Below are 15,920 nucleotides of genomic sequence, written 5' to 3'. Positions count from 1 at the left end.
GGACAACCTGCGGCGGGGCGTGGACTGCGTCACCGAGATACCACTGGACCGGCCCGGCTACCGCCGTTACGCGGAGCTGGCCCGGGAGCGGTACGGCGAGAGCTGGTACCGGTGGGGCGGGTTCCTCGACGACGTCGACGCCTTCGACCCGCAGTTCTTCCACATCTCCCCCCGTGAGGCCCGTCTGCTGGACCCGCAGGAGCGGCTGTTCCTGGAAACCGCCTGGGAGACGCTGGAGGACGCGGGCTACACCCGCTCCGCGCTGGCCGATCCGACGGCCGGGGACGCCCGCGGCCCGGTCGGCGTGTTCGCCGGGGTGACCTACAACAACTACCAGATGTTCGCCGGCCGGGAACTGGACCGCGGCCACTGGCAGCCCGTCGCCTCCCAGACGTTCTCCATCGCCAACCGGGTCTCCTACCTGCTCAACCTCGGTGGGCCCAGCCTCACCGTGGACACCGCGTGCTCCTCGTCGCTGTACGCCGTCCACCTGGCGTGCGCCAGCATCCGGCGCGGTGAGTGCGACCTCGCGCTGGCGGGCGGCGTCAACCTGTCGCTGCACCCCAGCAAGTACGTGATGCTCGCCGAGATGGGATTCCTCGCCGAGGACGGCCGCTGCCGGGCGTTCGGCGAGGGGGGCACCGGCTACGTCCCGGCCGAGGCCGTCGGCGCCGTGCTCCTCAAGCCCCTGGAGCGGGCGCTGGCCGACGGCGACCAGATCTACGCCGTGATCAAGGGCTCCGCCGCCAACAGCGACGGCCACACCTACGGCTACAGCGTGCCCAACCCGGTGGCCCAGGCCGAACTGGTGCGCGCGGCGCTGCGGGACGCCGGCGTGTCGGCCGAGACGATCTCCTACGTGGAGGCGCACGGCACGGGCACCAGCCTGGGCGACCCCATCGAGATCCGCGGCCTCACCGACGCCTACGCCGCCTTCACCGACGCCACCCAGTTCTGCGCCATCGGCTCGGTGAAGTCCGTCATCGGGCACGCCGAGGCGGCGGCGGGCATCGCCCAGATCACCAAGGTCGCCCTGCAACTGCGGCACGGCACGCTCACCCCGACGCTGCTGCACTCCGCCACCACCAACCCCCACCTCGACCTCACCCGCACCCCGTTCACGGTCCAGCGGGAGGCGGCCGTCTGGGAGCGGCCGCACCCGGGCGGCGGGGCGACCGTGCCGCGGCGTGCCGGGATCAGCTCCTTCGGCGCGGGCGGCGCCAACGTCCACCTCGTCCTGGAGGAGGCGCCCGCTCCGGCCGTCGCGCCGCCTCCCGTGCCCGGCCGGCAACTGGTCTTCCCGCTCTCCGCGCGGGAACCGGAGAACCTGCGGGCCTACGCCGCCCGACTGGCGGCCTTCCTGCGCGAGGCGTCCCCGAGCACCCGGCTGGTGGACGTCGCCCACACCCTGCAGCGCGGCCGGGAGGCGATGGAGCACCGGGCGGCCTTCGTCGCCGCCGACCGGGCCGAGGCCGTCGCCCGCTTCGAGGAGATCGCCTCCGAGGCCGCGGGCGGCAGCGGCCGGTTCTGGAGCGGCCGGGTCCAGGGCCGCGGCACACCCCCCGCCGCGTCCCCCGGGGCCACCCCGGCCCAGGTGGCCGCCGCCTGGTGCGAGGGCGCGGAGCCGGACTGGGACGCGCTGCACGAGGGTGTGGAGCCCCGCCGGATCTCCCTGCCGACCTACCCGTTCTCACGGCAGCGGTACTGGCTGCCCGAGCCCGCACCCGTCACGCCGTCCGCCGCCGCTCCCGTCACGCCGCCCGCCGCCTCGCCCCCCGCGCTCGGCGGGAACGACGCCCCCGCGCCCGGCGCCGGGCCGGACTCCGACACCCTGCTCGCCCGGCTGGCTGCCGCCCCCGAGGGGGAGCGCCAGCAAATCCTGGCCGGGTACATGCAGGCCGAACTGGGACGGCTGCTCCAGTTCCCGCCGGACGCGCCGCCCGACCGCAAACGCGGGTTCTTCGAGCTGGGCATGGACTCGGTGATGTCCGTGCGGCTGGGGAACGTCCTGGAGGAACTCCTCGGCGTGGAGCTGTACTCCAGCGTCACCTTCGACTACCCGTGCATCGACGACCTCACCGGGTACCTGCTGGAGATCCTGCCGCTCGACGGGCCCGCCGCGACCGCCGCCCCGGCCCCGGTGCCCGCCGCCGACGCCGCACCGCGGTGCCAGACCATCCACTACAGCGCCGCCTGGGAGCCCGCCGCCGCACCCGCGGCCACCACCGCCCCGCCGGCCGGTCCCGTCCTCGTCTTCGACGCCGACGGACCGCTCACCGAGCGGATCACCGCGGAGCACACCGGCACCGGCCCGGTCCTCGCCGTCCGGCCCGGCGCGCGGTTCGCCCAGGACGAGGACGGATTCACGCTGCGGCCCGGCAACGGGGAGGACTACGCCGCGCTGCTCGCCGCCCTGGACTCCCGGCCCGCCGCGATCGTGCACGCCTGGCCCGACGACCGCGGCGGCCTGACCTCCGTGTTCCACCTGACCCGGGAACTCCTGCGCGGAAAGGTCTCCCGGCCCGTGCGGCTGCTGCGCGTCGAGCCGTACACGGAGGCGGCGCCCGATCCGGCCGCCGAGGCGTTCGGCGGGTTCGCCCGCTCCGTGCGGCACGAGAACCCGCACCTCGTCCAGCAGGCCCTGTGCGTCCAGGTGCCCGGGACGTCCGCGGCCGACGGCGCGCGCGCCCTGGCACGGGCCGTCACCGCGGAACTGGCCGCCGACGGCACCGACGTCGAGGTCCGTCACGACGCCGCGGGCCGCCACGTGCGGCGACTGCGCGAACTGGCCGCTCCCACGGGGCCGGACGCCGTCGCCGTCCGCGACGGCGGCGTGTACGTGATCAGCGGAGGCGGCGGTGGGCTGGGCCTGATCTTCGCCGAGCACCTCGCCCGGCAGGCCGCGGTCCGCCTGGTGCTCGTGGGGCGCTCCCCACTGGACGACACGCGCCGCGCGGCCCTGGAACGCCTGCGGCAGTTGGGCGCCGAAGCCGTGTACGAGGCGGCCGACGTCGGCGACCGGGCCGAGGTGCACCGCATCGTGGACGCGGCCCGGTCCCGCTGGGGCGCCGTCCACGGCGTCATCCACTCCGCCGGGGTGCTGCGGGACGCGCTCGTCCCCAACAAGACCGTCGAGGAGATGGACGCCGTCCTGGCCGGAAAGGTCGGCGGTGCACGGCACCTGGACGAGGCGACCCGCGAGGACGCGCTCGACTTCTTCATGATGTTCTCCTCGCTGGCCGCCCTGGCCGGAAACCCGGGGCAGGTCGACTACGCCTACGCCAGCCGCTTCCTGAACGCCTTCGGCCGCCACCGCGAGCGGCTGCGCGAGCGCGGCGAGCGGTCGGGCGTCAGCATCACCGTCGTGTGGCCGTTCTGGCGCGACGGCGGGATGCGGGTGGACGCCGGGACCGAGGGCTTCGTACGCCGTCGGCTCGGGCTGGAACACCTGCCCACGCAGCTCGGCGTGGAAGCGTTCGACCTGGCACTGCGCTGCGGGGAGCCGGAGTTCGGCGTCGTGCTCGCCGAACGGGCACGGCTCGACCGCGTCCTGCGCATCGAACCCCGGCCCGCGGACGCCCCCGCGCCCGACACCGGGCCCGCCGACGCCCGGCAACCGCACGGCACGGCCCCCCGGGGCGTTGCGGCCGAACTGCTCGACACCCTGCAAGAACTGGGCTTCTGACGGACCGGACGACCGCGCTCGGGCCGTCGTCCGCCGGAGTCCGCGTCCCGGCCGAGGAAAGGGATACGCGATGACCGAAGACGTGCTGCTGAGGCGTTCGCTGGACGCCATCCGCAGCCTGCGCCGGCAGGTCGAGGAGGCCCGTGCCGCGGTGCGGGAACCGATCGCCGTCGTCGGCATGGGCTGCCGCCTCCCGGGCGGCGCGGACGGTCCCGAGGCGTTCTGGCGACTGCTGAGAGAGGGCCGGGACGCCATCACCGACGTGCCGCGGGACCGGTGGCCGGTGGACCGGTACCACAGCGAGGACCGCCACGAGCCCGGCACCGCCTACACCCGCCGCGGCGGCTTCCTCCGCGAGGACGTGTACGCCTTCGACGCGCCGTTCTTCGGCATCTCGGACACCGAGGCACGCGAGATGGACCCGCAGCAGCGCCTCCTGCTGGAGACGAGCTGGGAGGCGCTGGAGGCGGGCGGTCTGCTGACCGGCCGCTCCGACGACCGGAACGTCGGGGTGTTCGTCGGTGTCTCCGGCTCGGAGAGCACCATGGGCTCCCGGCCCCCGGAGGACGCGGGCCCCTACTCGGCCACCGGCGCCGCCGTGAGCATCGCCGCGGGCCGCGTCGCCTACGCGCTGGGACTGCGCGGCCCCGCCCTGGCCGTGGACACGGCCTGCTCCTCGTCCCTGGTCGCCGTGCACCTGGCCATGCAGAGCCTGCGCCGCGGCGAGTGCACGGCGGCGGTGGCCGGCGGCGTCAGCGCGATGATGTCGCCCGACGTGTTCGTCGCGCTGTGCCGCATGGACGCGCTGTCCGCCGACGGCCGCTGCAAGGTGTTCGACGAGTCCGCCGACGGGTACGTCCGCTCCGAGGGTTGCGGGATGGTCGCGCTGATGCGGCTGTCCGACGCCCGGGCCCGCCGCATGCCGGTCCTGGCCGTGATCCGCGGCTCGGCCGTCAACCACGACGGGCGCACCAGCGGGCTGACGGTGCCCAACGGGCGGGCACAGCGGGAGCTGATCGCCAGTGCTCTCGCCGCCGCGGACGTGCATCCCCACCAGATCGACTACCTGGAGGCGCACGGCACGGGCACCCCCCTGGGCGACCCGATCGAGGTGCAGGCCGCCGCCGAGGCACTGTGCCGGGACCGGGACCCGGGCACGCCGCTGCGCATCGGCGCCGTGAAGTCCAACATCGGCCACCTGGAGGCGGCCGCGGGCGTGGCCGGCCTCATCAAGACGGTGCTGGCCCTGCGCCACGAGGAGATCCCGGCCAACCTCCACCTGAACACGCTCAACCCGCGGCTGCGGGCCGACCGGCTCCCGATGGTCTTCTGCGGCACCGCCCAGCCCTGGCCGGTCAGGGCCGGACGGCCCAGGCTGGCGGGCGTGAGCTCCTTCGGGTTCAACGGCACCAACGCACACCTCGTCGTGCAGGAGCCGCCCGCCGCGGCCACCCGGCTCCCCCCGCGGGACGAACGCCCCGCCCACGTCCTGGCGTTGTCGGCCCGGGACGAACAGGCCCTCGCCCGGAGTGCCGCCCGCCTCGCCGACTGGCTGGACGCCCACCCCACGGCGGCACTGGCCGACGTCTGTCACACGGTCAACGCACACCGTCCCGACCTCGCCCGACGCGCCGCGTTCGTCACCGGTTCGACGGCCGAACTGACCGGACGGCTGAGGGAGACGTCGGAGGGCCGCGACGCCGCGCGGCCGACCGGCCCCGGCACCGCCGCCCGCCCGTCCCAGGCCCCTGTGGCCTTCCTGCTGTACGCCGAGGGCGACAGAGCCCGCCGCGCGGCCGCGGAACTGTGCGCCACCCACCCCGGCTTCCGCACCCACTTCGAGGAGTGCGACCGGCTGCTGGCCACCACCACCGGGGTGTCCGCTCTGGACGCGCTGCCCGGCACGCACGACACCGATCCCCTCACCGCCGACACCCTCGCAGTCGCCTACCAGATCGCCCTCGTACGGCTGCTCGCCGACTGGAACGTGCGTCCTGACGCCGTGGCCGGTGCCGGGCCGGGCGAGATCGCCGCCGCCTGCCTGACCGGGGTCTGCGACATCGCGGGCGCCGGAGCGCTCCTCGCCGCCCGGCACACCGCCGCGCCGCCCCCGGCCGGCCTGGTGCTGCGGGCGCCCCGGCTGCGGCTGCTGCACGGGCCCGCGGCGGCGACGGTCACCGCCCAGGACGCCACGGACCCCGCCCGGTGGACCCGGGCCACCCGGGGCGCGGCTCCCGGCACCGTCGTCGACGTGCTCGCCGCGCACGGCTACGGCACCTTCGTCGGCCTCGGGGAGGCCGCGCGGGCCGACGGCCTCGGATGGGAGATCCCGGGCGAGCAGGTGTGGCGGGAGGTCCTCTCCGGTCTCGCCGGCCACTACCTGGCCGACGGCGACGTGGACTGGACGGCGTTCGGCGCGGACTTCGGACGGTCGGTGCTGGAGTTGCCCACCCACCCGTGGCAGCGCCGCTCCTACCCCCCGGCGCGCCACCCGCACGCCGCGGCCGCCCCGGTGGCCGCCACGGGCACGCCCGAGGGCGAACTGGGCCTGCGACTGCTGCCCTCACCGCTGGAGCAGCGGCAGTTCGAAACCACCCTCGCCCGCGCCGTGCTGCCCGAACTGGCCGACACCGCGGGAGTCCTGCACATCGGCTACTACCAGGAGATGCTCGCCACGGCGGCCCGCCGCCTCCGGCCGGACGGGCAGCGGGGCGTCCTGCGGCTGCGCGGCGTGGACTTCCAGCACGCGCTGCGGCTCCCGGACCGCCAGGAGAGGGTCGTCCAGCTCGTCGTCTCGCCCTCCCCGGACGGTGACGGACCGCACTTCGCCGTCCACAGCCGGCCCGCCGCGGGCAGCGACTGGGAGCAGCACGTCCACGGGCGGTTCGGGACGGACCCCGCGGGCGACGGTGCGGACGGGGCGCCGCCCGCGCCCCTCACCCCGCAGGCGCGCGAGCGGATACTCCACCGTTGCGGGGCCGCGGTCAGCGGCGCCGACTTCTACCGGCGGATGCGCGAACGGGGCGTCGCCCTGGGCCCGTCGGTGGAGTGGGTGGAGGAGGCGTGGGCCGGTGACGGCGAGGTCCTGGCGCGGCTGCGGCCCGCCCGGGCGGACGACGGCCGGCCCGGCCGTCCCGAGCGCGCCCTGCCGGTCCACCCGGGTGTGCTGGACGCCTGCGTCCAGCTCTACGCCCTGGCGGCCGGCGATGCCCTGGCGGACGACGACCTGTTCATCACGGCCCGGATGGCCGAGGTCCTCATGACATCCGGCCACGAGGCGGCGGGCCCGATGTGGGTGCACGTGCGGCTCACCACCCCCGTGCGGGGGAAGCGGCTGGTCGGCGACCACCTGCTGTGTGCCGAGGACGGCACCCTGATCGGTTCCGCCCACGGCACCGAGGTCCAGGTCATCAGTCCCGAGCGGGGCGCCGCGCTGCTGCGCGCCCGGGAGGGGGAGCGATGGACCGGCCCGCACGCCGGGGGGCGTGCGGGCCCACCGCGCGCGGACCTGCTGGAGAGGCCCGGGGAGCTGACGCGGTTCCTCACCGGCGTCGCCGGGGAACTGCTGAGCCTGCCCGCCGGGGAGGTGCCCGTCGAACGTCCCCTGACCGATCTCGGTCTGGAATCGCTGGCCGCACTCGAACTGCGCCGGCGCCTGCGGGCGGAACTCGGCGTCGACGTGGCCGTCGAGCTGCTCGTCGACGGACCGCCGCTGACCGAGCTGGCCGAGCGGATCACCGGTGCGGCCGGGATGGACGCCCGGAGCGACGGGAGGGGGCAGGAACCGCACGACCACGGACCGGACGGCGAGTTGTGGTTGCCCCGCCGCCCCCGCGAGGACGCCCCGGTACGGCTGTTCTGCCTGCCCTACGGCGGTCGTGGCGCCTCCCTCTACCGGGGCTGGCCCACGGCACTGGACAGCGGGGCGCAGGTGTGCCCCGTCCAGCTCCCGGGCCGAGAGGAACGGGCGGGGGAGCGACCGCTGCTGGATGCCGAGGAGGTCGTCGACACCGTCGCCCGGGTCCTCAAGCCCCACCTGGACCGGCCCTTCGCGCTCTACGGGCACAGCATGGGCGGACTGCTCGCCTACCGGCTCGCCCGGCGTTTCTGCGGGGAGCACGGCGACCTGCTGCGCCACCTGTTCGTCGGCGCGTTCAGCGCCCCCACGGCCGGTCCCAACCCGCTCGACCGCCGCATGATGACGGTGATGCGGACGCTGGGCTTCGACGGCATGCCCGCCCAGGAGGAGCTGGTGCGCCTGCAACGGGAGCAGCCGGGCGCCTACCGGGAGGCCCTGCACGCGGAGTTCGGGGACCGGGTGGCGGCCAAGCTGGAGGCGGCGACGGACGGTTGCGGCTACGCGGACCTGCGGATCGTGCAGAGCTACCGGCACGAGGAGACGGAGCCGCCGCTCACCGTGCCGGTGACGGCCTTCCACGGCGCGGACGACCCGGTCGTCCCGAGAGCGGACATGGAGTCCTGGCGAGGGCTCACCCGTGAAGGATTCGAACTGCTCGTCGTCCCCGGCGACCACTTCTTCCTCCACCCCGACCAGAGCGGCCCCGCGGTGGTGCGGGCGATCGACGAGCGGCTGCGCTGAGCGGTGATCGGGGCCCGGCGCGCCGCCGGGCCCCGATCACCGCCCCGAAAGGCCGGACGGAACCGGCCCGCGTCGCCGGGGTCCGTACTCGGCCGGTATTCGGCTTTCCCGCTCCCGGCCACGGGCCGACCATCGTATGCCGCGGCGGCGTGGACGGGCTGACAGCGGCGTGGACGGGCTGACACGAGCGTCCCGGCCACCTGCCGGGGATGCCCGGCGCGCGGGCAATCGAGCCTGGGCGGCGTACTCCTGACGCGCCGTCGGCCACGACGGAACCGGATGCTCCAACAGGAGCCATAGATTTCACAACTTCGATGATTTTTGATATCTGTTGAGTGTGATGAACTCGATTCACGTGTCGAACTTGGTGAAGACCTTCGGTCAGGTGCGCGCGCTCGACGGCTTGGACCTGGTGGTGGCCAGAGGGGAGGTACACGGCCTTCTCGGCCCGAACGGCGCGGGCAAGTCCACGACGATCCGCATCCTGCTCGGGCTGCTGCGAGCGGATTCCGGCACCGTCAAAGTGCTGGACGGGGACCCCTGGAACGACGCGGTCGACCTCCACCGCCGACTCGCCTACGTACCCGGGGACGTGAACCTCTGGCCGAACCTCTCGGGCGGGGAGTCCATCGACCTGCTGGGGAAGCTGAGAGGCGGGATCGACCGCGGGCGGCGGGACGAGCTGCTCGAGCTGTTCAAGCTCGATCCCACCAAGAAGTTCCGCACGTACTCCAAGGGCAACCGCCAGAAGGTGGCGCTCGTGGCGGCGCTCGCCTCCAACGTCGAGCTGTTCATCTTCGACGAGCCCACCTCCGGTCTCGACCCGCTGATGGAGTCCGTCTTCCAGGAATGCGTCCTGGAGCTCAAGAACGCCGGGGCCACGGTGCTGCTCTCCAGCCACATCCTCGCCGAGGCGGAGGCCCTGTGCGACAGGGTGAGCATCATCCGCGAGGGCAGGACGGTGGAGTCGGGCACCATGGACGAGCTGCGCCACCTCACCCGGATGTCGATCACCGTGCAGACCGAGCGGGAGATCGACGGCCTGGAACGGCTGGAGGGTGTGCACGACCTCACGAGGGACAACGAGGGTACGCACTTCGAGGTCGACAGCACCCACCTCGACGCCGTGCTGCGCCTCGTCACCCAGTACGGGGTCCGCTCGCTGACCAGCACGCCGCCCACCCTGGAGGAACTCTTCCTGCGGCACTACGGCGACGAGCTTCCCACCCGAGGCGCAGAGGTCGGTGTTGCGTCGTGAACTACACCGGTACCGGTGACCTGCTGCGGCTGGCGCTGCGCCGGGACCGCATCCAGCTACCGGTGTGGATCATCGCGCTGGCGCTCGTCCTGTCCTCGACGGCCTCCAGCGTCACCGGCCTCTACCAGAACGAGGCGGAGCGCGTCAGCGCCCAGCAGGGAGCGGCGGAGAACGCCGTGGCCCTGGTGTTCAACGGCCTGGTGTCCGGCACCAGCGAGGGCGCCACCGCGATGACGCAGGCGCTGCTCCTCCTCCTGGTCGCCGCCGCGCTCATGAGTTCGCTGGCCGTCGTGCGGCACACCCGGCAGAACGAGGAGACGGGCCGCTCCGAGTTGATCGGCTCCTCGGTCGTCGGCCGTCACGCGGCGCTCACCGCTGCGCTGTCGCTCGCCGTGCTCGCCAACGTCGTGCTGGCCCTCGTCAGCGCGCTGGCCCTGATCGGCAGCGGTCTGCCGGCCGACGGCTCCCTCGCCGCCGGCTTCGCGATCGGTGCGGTGGGCATCGTCTTCGCCGGTGTCGCCGCCGTCACCGCGCAGATCTGGCAGAGCGCGCGGGCCGCCAACGGCGGCGCGGCCGCCTTCCTCGGCCTCGCCTTCCTGTTGCGCGCGGTGGGTGACGCGGCCGGCAGCGTCAGCGAGAACGGCACCCGCGTCTCCAGCTCCTGGCCGTCGTGGCTGTCGCCCATCGGCTGGGGCCAGCAGATCCGCCCCTACGACGACAATGCCTGGTGGGTGCTCGTCCTGCCGCTGGTCGCCTTCGCGGTGTTCGTGGCGGCCGCCTTCGCGCTGACCAAGGTGCGGGACGTCGGCATGGGCCTGCGCCCCGTCCGGCCGGGCCCGCCGCGCGCCGCGCCGTCGCTGCTCAGCCCGTTCGGCCTGGCCTGGCGCCTCCAGCGCGGTGCGCTGCTCGGCTGGGCCGTGGGCATCGCGATCATGGGCTTCTCGTTCGGTGCCGTGGGCGACGAGATCAACGACCTCGTCGGCGAGAGCGAACGCACGGCGGAGGTCATCGAGCAACTCGGCGGCGCGGGCTCGCTGGTGGACTCCTACCTCTCCGCGACCGCCGGGCTCCTGGGGCTGGCCATCGCCGCGTACGCGGTGCAGGTCCTCAACCGGATGCGGTCCGAGGAGGCGATGGGCGGCCTCGAATCGCTGCTCGCCACCGCGGTCAGCCGCTTCCAGTGGCTGGGCAGCCAGCTCGCGAGTGCCACGGTCGGGGCGGTCGCCCTCACCCTGCTCGCCGGGCTGAGCACCGGCCTCGGCTACGGTCTGGCCTCCGGAGACCTCGGCAGCGCGCTGCTGGACCTCACCAACGCCGCCCTGGTCCGACTGCCCGCCGTGCTGGTGCTGGCGGGCGTGGCCGTCGCCGCCTTCGGAATGCTGCCGCGGCTGGCTGTCGCACTGCCGTGGACGGTGTTCGCGATCTGCCTGCTGATCAGCCAGGTGGGCGCCGCGCTGGAGCTGCCGCAGTCGGTCATGGACATCTCGCCGTTCACCCACGTCCCGCAGATGCCCTCCGTGGGCTTCTCCGCGGGCGCGGTGCTGGTGCTGCTGGTCATCGCGGCCGTACTCATGGCCGGCGGTGCCGTGCTCTTCAGGCGCCGCAACCTCAGCATCTGACCCCGTTCCGACGGCTCCGGGCAGCCGGACGACCGGACGCACATCCCACGGGGCCGAACCGTCGGACGACGGTTCGGCCCCGTGGGCGTACGGCCCCTCTCGCGGTCAGCGCCCGTTGGCCTCCTGCCAGCGGCGCAGCATGTCGGCCACCTCCACCCTGATGAACTCCATGAACCGGCGCGTCTCGTCCAGACGCCGGGCACCGGCGCTGTCCGGGCCCAGCGCCTCGGCGCCGGTGCTCAGCAGGTCCTCCATCTGCAGGAACGCTTCGTCTCGCCGGGCGAACATCTCGTACCAGCCCTCGTCGTGCAGGCGGTAGTTGTCATGACGCTGACCGGGCTCCCGGTCCTTGGAGATGAGCCCCACCTGCTGCAGGTACTGCACGGCCTGGGAGACGGCGGCCAGGCTCACCTTGAGGTTGTCAGCCAGCTCACGGGAGGTGAGGCGGCCCTCCTCGGAGATGAGAATGGCCACGAACACGCGCGCGGCCATGCGAGGGAAGGCGAAGGCGGACAGGCTCAACGCGAAACGTTCGACGAACTGGGCAATCGCCGCATCCCGCGCCGCCACGGTGTCCGACATGGCTGACATGTCACTTCCTCTCACGTCGCGATCTCACACATCGTCTGTTACGTGCTGGATCTTCATGAATCCATGAAAAGTATAGATGATCGATTTCCGTCGAGGACGATCATGTTCGCCGGCCAAAGGCCGCGGCAAGGGCGGCTTTAGCCGCGCTGCTGAGCATCTACCGAACAGCCGGGCAGCGTCAGACCTCGCCTGCCTGGATCTCGTGGATGGTGGATGGGAGTGCCGACCATGTCGGTTGCCGGACAGGAACCCCACCAGGACGCGGACCGGGCCGAGGGCGCCGTCGCGAACCCGACGGTGAACCGCTCGCCGATCGCCGTCGTCGGCCTGGCCTGCCGCCTGCCGGGGGCCGACGGACCGGACGCGTTCTGGGAACTGCTGCGGGACGGCCGGGACGCCGTCGGACCGGTCCCCGAGGGCCGCTGGCCCGCGGGCTCACCCTCCCCGCAGTCACTCGTCGACGCCGGTCTGCTCGGCACCGCCCGTGCCGGATACCTCACCGACGTCGACGGCTTCGACCCCGCCTTCTTCGGCATCCCGCCCCGCGAGGCCGCCGCCGTCGACCCCCACCAGCGGCTCGCGCTGGAACTGGCCTGGGAAGCCCTCGAAGAGGCCGGCATCGTTCCGGCCTCGCTGCACGGCGCCCCCGTGGGCGTGTTCGTCGGCGCCATGGAGGACGGCTACTCCGCCGTGACCCGAGACCACGGCGCCGAAGGCATCGGCAGGTACACCGCCACCGGCCTGAACCGGGGCGTCATCGCCAACCGCGTCTCCTACAGCCTCGGCCTGCGCGGACCGAGCCTGACCGTGGACACGGCGCAGTCCTCCTCGCTCGTCGCCGTCCACCTCGCCTGCGAGAGCCTGCTGCGGGGTGAGTCCGAGATCGCCCTGTGCGGCGGCGTGAACCTCGCCCTCACCAGCGAGGGCTTCCTGACGGCGGCCCGTTTCGGCGCCCTCTCGCCGACCGGCGTGTGCCGCACGTTCGACGCCGGTGCCGACGGCTACGTCCGGGGCGAGGGCGGCGCCGTCCTCGTCCTGAAGCAACTCGACCGCGCACTCGCCGACGGCGACCGGGTGTACTGCGTCATCGGCTCCAGCGCGATGAACAACGACGGTGGCACCCCCGCGCTCACCCAGCCGAGCCAGGAGGCGCAGGAGCAGGTGCTGCACGCCGCCTACCGGCGGGCCGGACTCACCGCCGGTGCCGTGCAGTACGTCGAACTGCACGGCACCGGAACCCGCTTGGGCGACCCCGTGGAGGCCGCCGCGCTCGGTGCGTTCGCCGGCCCCCACCGCGCCCCCGGCGACCCGCTGCTCGTGGGTTCCGTCAAGACCAACGTGGGTCACCTCGAAGGCGCCGCCGGTGTCACCGGACTGCTCAAGACGGTCCTGGCGCTGCACCACCGGCAGCTCCCGCCCAGCCTGAACTTCTCCGAACCCAACCCCCGCATCCCGCTGGACGAGCTGCGCCTCGACCTCGTGCGCGAGACGCGCCCCTGGCCGCACCCCGACCGACCGCTCGTGGCCGGCGTCAGCTCCTTCGGCATGGGCGGCACCAACTGCCACGTCGTGCTGCACGAGCACGCGGAGCACGGGGCGCCGCAGGCCGTCGAACCCCCGCGGACACCGACCGCGCGCCCGGCCACGCTGCCGTACGTGCTCTCCGCCCGCAGCGAACCCGCCCTGCGCGACCAGGCGACCCGCCTCGCGGCCTTCCTCACCGAGCACCCCGAACACCGCCCCGCCGACGTGGCGCACTCCCTGGCCGTGCACCGCTCCGCCTTCGAGCAGCGCGCCGTCCTCTTCGCCCAGGACCGCGACGCGCTGCTCGCCGGCCTCACGGAGCTGGGCGAGGGCCGGACACCCCCCGGAGCCGCGCGCGGCACCGACCTCCGGGGCCGGACCGGTTTCCTCTTCGCCGGGCAGGGCAGCCAGCGCCCCGGTATGGGACTCGAACTCGCCGAGGCGTTCCCCGCGTTCGCCGAAGCCTTCGACGCCGCCTGCGACGGGTTCGACGGACACCTCGACGTGCCGCTGCGCACGGTCCTGGCCGCCGCCGAGGGCACCCCGGAAGCCGCCCTCCTCGACCAGACCGCCTACACGCAGCCCGCGCTGTTCGCCTACGAGACGGCCGCCTTCCGGCTGCTGGAGAGCTGGGGCGTGCGTCCCGACGTCCTCCTCGGCCACTCCATCGGTGAACTCGCCGCCGCCCACGCCGCCGGAGTCCTCTCCCTCGCCGACGCCTGCACCCTCGTCGCCGCCCGCGGCCGGCTCATGCAGGAACTCCCGCCCGGCGGGGCCATGGTGGCCATCGAGGCCACGGAAACGGAACTCGCCGCCGACCTGTCCACCGACGCCGGATCCGGACGCGTCGGCGTCGCCGCCGTCAACGGGCCCCGCGCCACCGTCGTCGCCGGGGACGAGGAACCGGTGCTCGCCCTCGCCGCCCGATGGCACGCCAAGGGCCGCAGGACCAAGCGGCTGCGGGTCAGCCACGCCTTCCACTCCGCCCACATGGACGGCATGCTCGACGCCTTCCGCGAGGTGGCCGAGTCCCTCAGCTTCCACAGCCCGAGGATTCCCGTCGTCTCCAACGTCACCGGCGAGCAGGCCACGGACGCCGAACTCCGCTCCGCCGACTACTGGGTGCGGCACGTGCGCCAGGCCGTGCGCTTCGCGGACGGCGTGCGCCGTCTGCGGGACGCAGACGTCACCACCTTCGTCGAACTCGGCCCCGACGCCACCCTCACCACGACGGCCCGCGGCTGCGTCGACGAACCGGCGCTCGCCTTCGTCGCCCTGAGCCGCGGCCGGCGTCCCGCGGCGGACGAACTGCTCGACGCCGTCGCCACGGCGTACGCCCACGGTATGGCCGTCGACTGGAACAGCGCCCTCGTCCCCGCCGACGCCACCCGTGTGCCGCTCCCCACCTACCCCTTCCAGCGCCGGAGTTACTGGCTCGCCCCCCGCACTCCCGCCGACACTCCCGAACGTGCGACGGCCCTGCCCGCGGTCACCGCCGGGCAGCCGCCCTCCGAACCGGAGCCGCAGACCGCGTCCCTGGCGCAGACGTGGCGGGACCGGCTCATCGTCCGCGATGCCCGCGACGGCCGGCGCATCCTCCTCGACCTGGTCCGCACCGAGACCGCGGCGCTGCTGGGCCACGAATCCGCGGAGGCCGTCGAGGAGCGCTGGGCCTTCCGGGACCTCGGCATCGACTCCCTGGGCGCCGTCGAGTTGCGGCACCGCCTGACTCTCGCGACCGGCCTCAGCCTGCCCTCCTCGTTGCTGTTCGACCACCCGACGCCGCTCCGGCTGGCCACCGCCCTGCGCGACCAACTCGTCGGCGAAGCGGCGGAGGTGACAGCCACGGCCGGGGGCGGCACCGACGACGAACCGCTCGCCATCGTCGCCATGGCCTGCCGGTACCCGGGCGGCGTTGACTCGCCGGAAGCCCTGTGGCGACTGGTGGCCGAGGGCGTTGACGCGATCGGACCGTTCCCCGACGACCGGGGCTGGGATCTCGACGCCCTCTACCACCCCGACCGTGAGACGGCCCGCAGCGGAACCTCCTACGTCCGCGACGGCGGGTTCCTGCACGACGCCGCCGGCTTCGACGCCGCGCTCTTCGGCATCTCGCCGCGCGAGGCGCTGGCCATGGACCCGCAGCAACGCCTCGTCCTGGAGACGGCGTGGGAGGCGTTCGAACGGGCCGGCGTCGATCCGCAGTCGTTGCGCGGCAGCCGCACCGGCGTCTTCGTCGGCGGCACGTTCCAGGAGTACGGACCGCGACTGAGCGAACAGGGCGATGGCGTCGAGGGGCACCTCCTCACGGGCAGCGCGCCGAGTGTGGCGTCGGGCCGGGTGGCCTACACGTTCGGGCTGGAGGGCCCGGCGGTCACCATCGACACGGCCTGTTCGTCGTCGCTGGTGGCCCTGCACCTGGCCTGCCAGTCACTGCGCAGTGGCGAGTCCACGCTCGCGCTGGCCGGTGGCGTGTCGGTGATGGCGAGCCCGAGCATGTTCGTGGAGTTCAGTCGGCAGCGGGGGCTGGCGCCGGATGGGCGGTGCAAGCCGTTCGCGGCGGCCGCGGACGGCACCGGCTGGTCCGAGGGCGTGGGCCTGCTGCTGGTCGAGCGGCTCTCCGACGCCCGCCGAAACGGCCAC

Annotated in this window: 6 protein-coding genes; 5 read left to right on the top strand and 1 reads right to left on the bottom strand. The window is 73.9% G+C overall.

All coding sequences use genetic code 11. The features are described 5' to 3' along the window. The 4 genes from VE546_RS11275 to VE546_RS11260 all read left to right on the top strand — a co-directional run. The coding region (locus VE546_RS11275; protein WP_324921201.1) for an SDR family NAD(P)-dependent oxidoreductase at window positions 1-3,685 on the top strand (3,685 nt) is incomplete at its 5' end. 70 nt (window positions 3,686-3,755) lie between these two features. Then, window positions 3,756-8,285: a beta-ketoacyl synthase N-terminal-like domain-containing protein gene (locus VE546_RS11270; protein ID WP_324921199.1), complete on the top strand. Its 4,530-nt coding sequence runs from the start codon at window positions 3,756-3,758 to the stop codon at window positions 8,283-8,285. 340 nt (window positions 8,286-8,625) lie between these two features. Beyond that, window positions 8,626-9,543: an ATP-binding cassette domain-containing protein gene (locus VE546_RS11265; protein WP_414720448.1), complete on the top strand. Its 918-nt coding sequence runs from the start codon at window positions 8,626-8,628 to the stop codon at window positions 9,541-9,543. Continuing rightward, a complete protein-coding gene (locus VE546_RS11260; protein ID WP_324921195.1) occupies window positions 9,540-11,162 on the top strand; it encodes an anibiotic ABC transporter in 1,623 nt (540 codons plus the stop codon). The genes VE546_RS11265 and VE546_RS11260 overlap by 4 nt, the downstream gene beginning before the upstream one ends. Before the next feature lie 105 nt (window positions 11,163-11,267). On the opposite strand, the gene VE546_RS11255 is transcribed toward VE546_RS11260, so the two are convergent. After that, window positions 11,268-11,753 (bottom strand): GbsR/MarR family transcriptional regulator, encoded by a 486-nt coding sequence (locus VE546_RS11255; protein ID WP_324921193.1) that lies wholly within the window; start codon window positions 11,751-11,753, stop codon window positions 11,268-11,270. Window positions 11,754-11,981: 228 nt separating this feature from the next. On the opposite strand from VE546_RS11255, the gene VE546_RS11250 reads away from it, so the two are divergent. Next, window positions 11,982-15,920 (top strand): type I polyketide synthase (locus tag VE546_RS11250; RefSeq protein WP_324921191.1); only part of this gene is annotated, 3,939 nt, incomplete at its 3' end.

This window comes from Streptomyces sp., from assembly GCF_035644915.1.
GTDB lineage: Bacteria > Actinomycetota > Actinomycetes > Streptomycetales > Streptomycetaceae > Streptomyces.
This window is presented reverse-complemented; position numbering and strand designations above follow the sequence as displayed.

Excerpts from the sequence above, each read along its gene's own strand:
- VE546_RS11270 (WP_324921199.1), top strand. The coding sequence starts at position 3,756 with ATGACCGAAGACGTGCTGCTGAGGCGTTCGCTGGACGCCATCCGCAGC.
- VE546_RS11265 (WP_414720448.1), top strand. The coding sequence starts at position 8,626 with ATGAACTCGATTCACGTGTCGAACTTGGTGAAGACCTTCGGTCAGGTG.
- VE546_RS11255 (WP_324921193.1), bottom strand. The coding sequence starts at position 11,753 with ATGTCAGCCATGTCGGACACCGTGGCGGCGCGGGATGCGGCGATTGCC.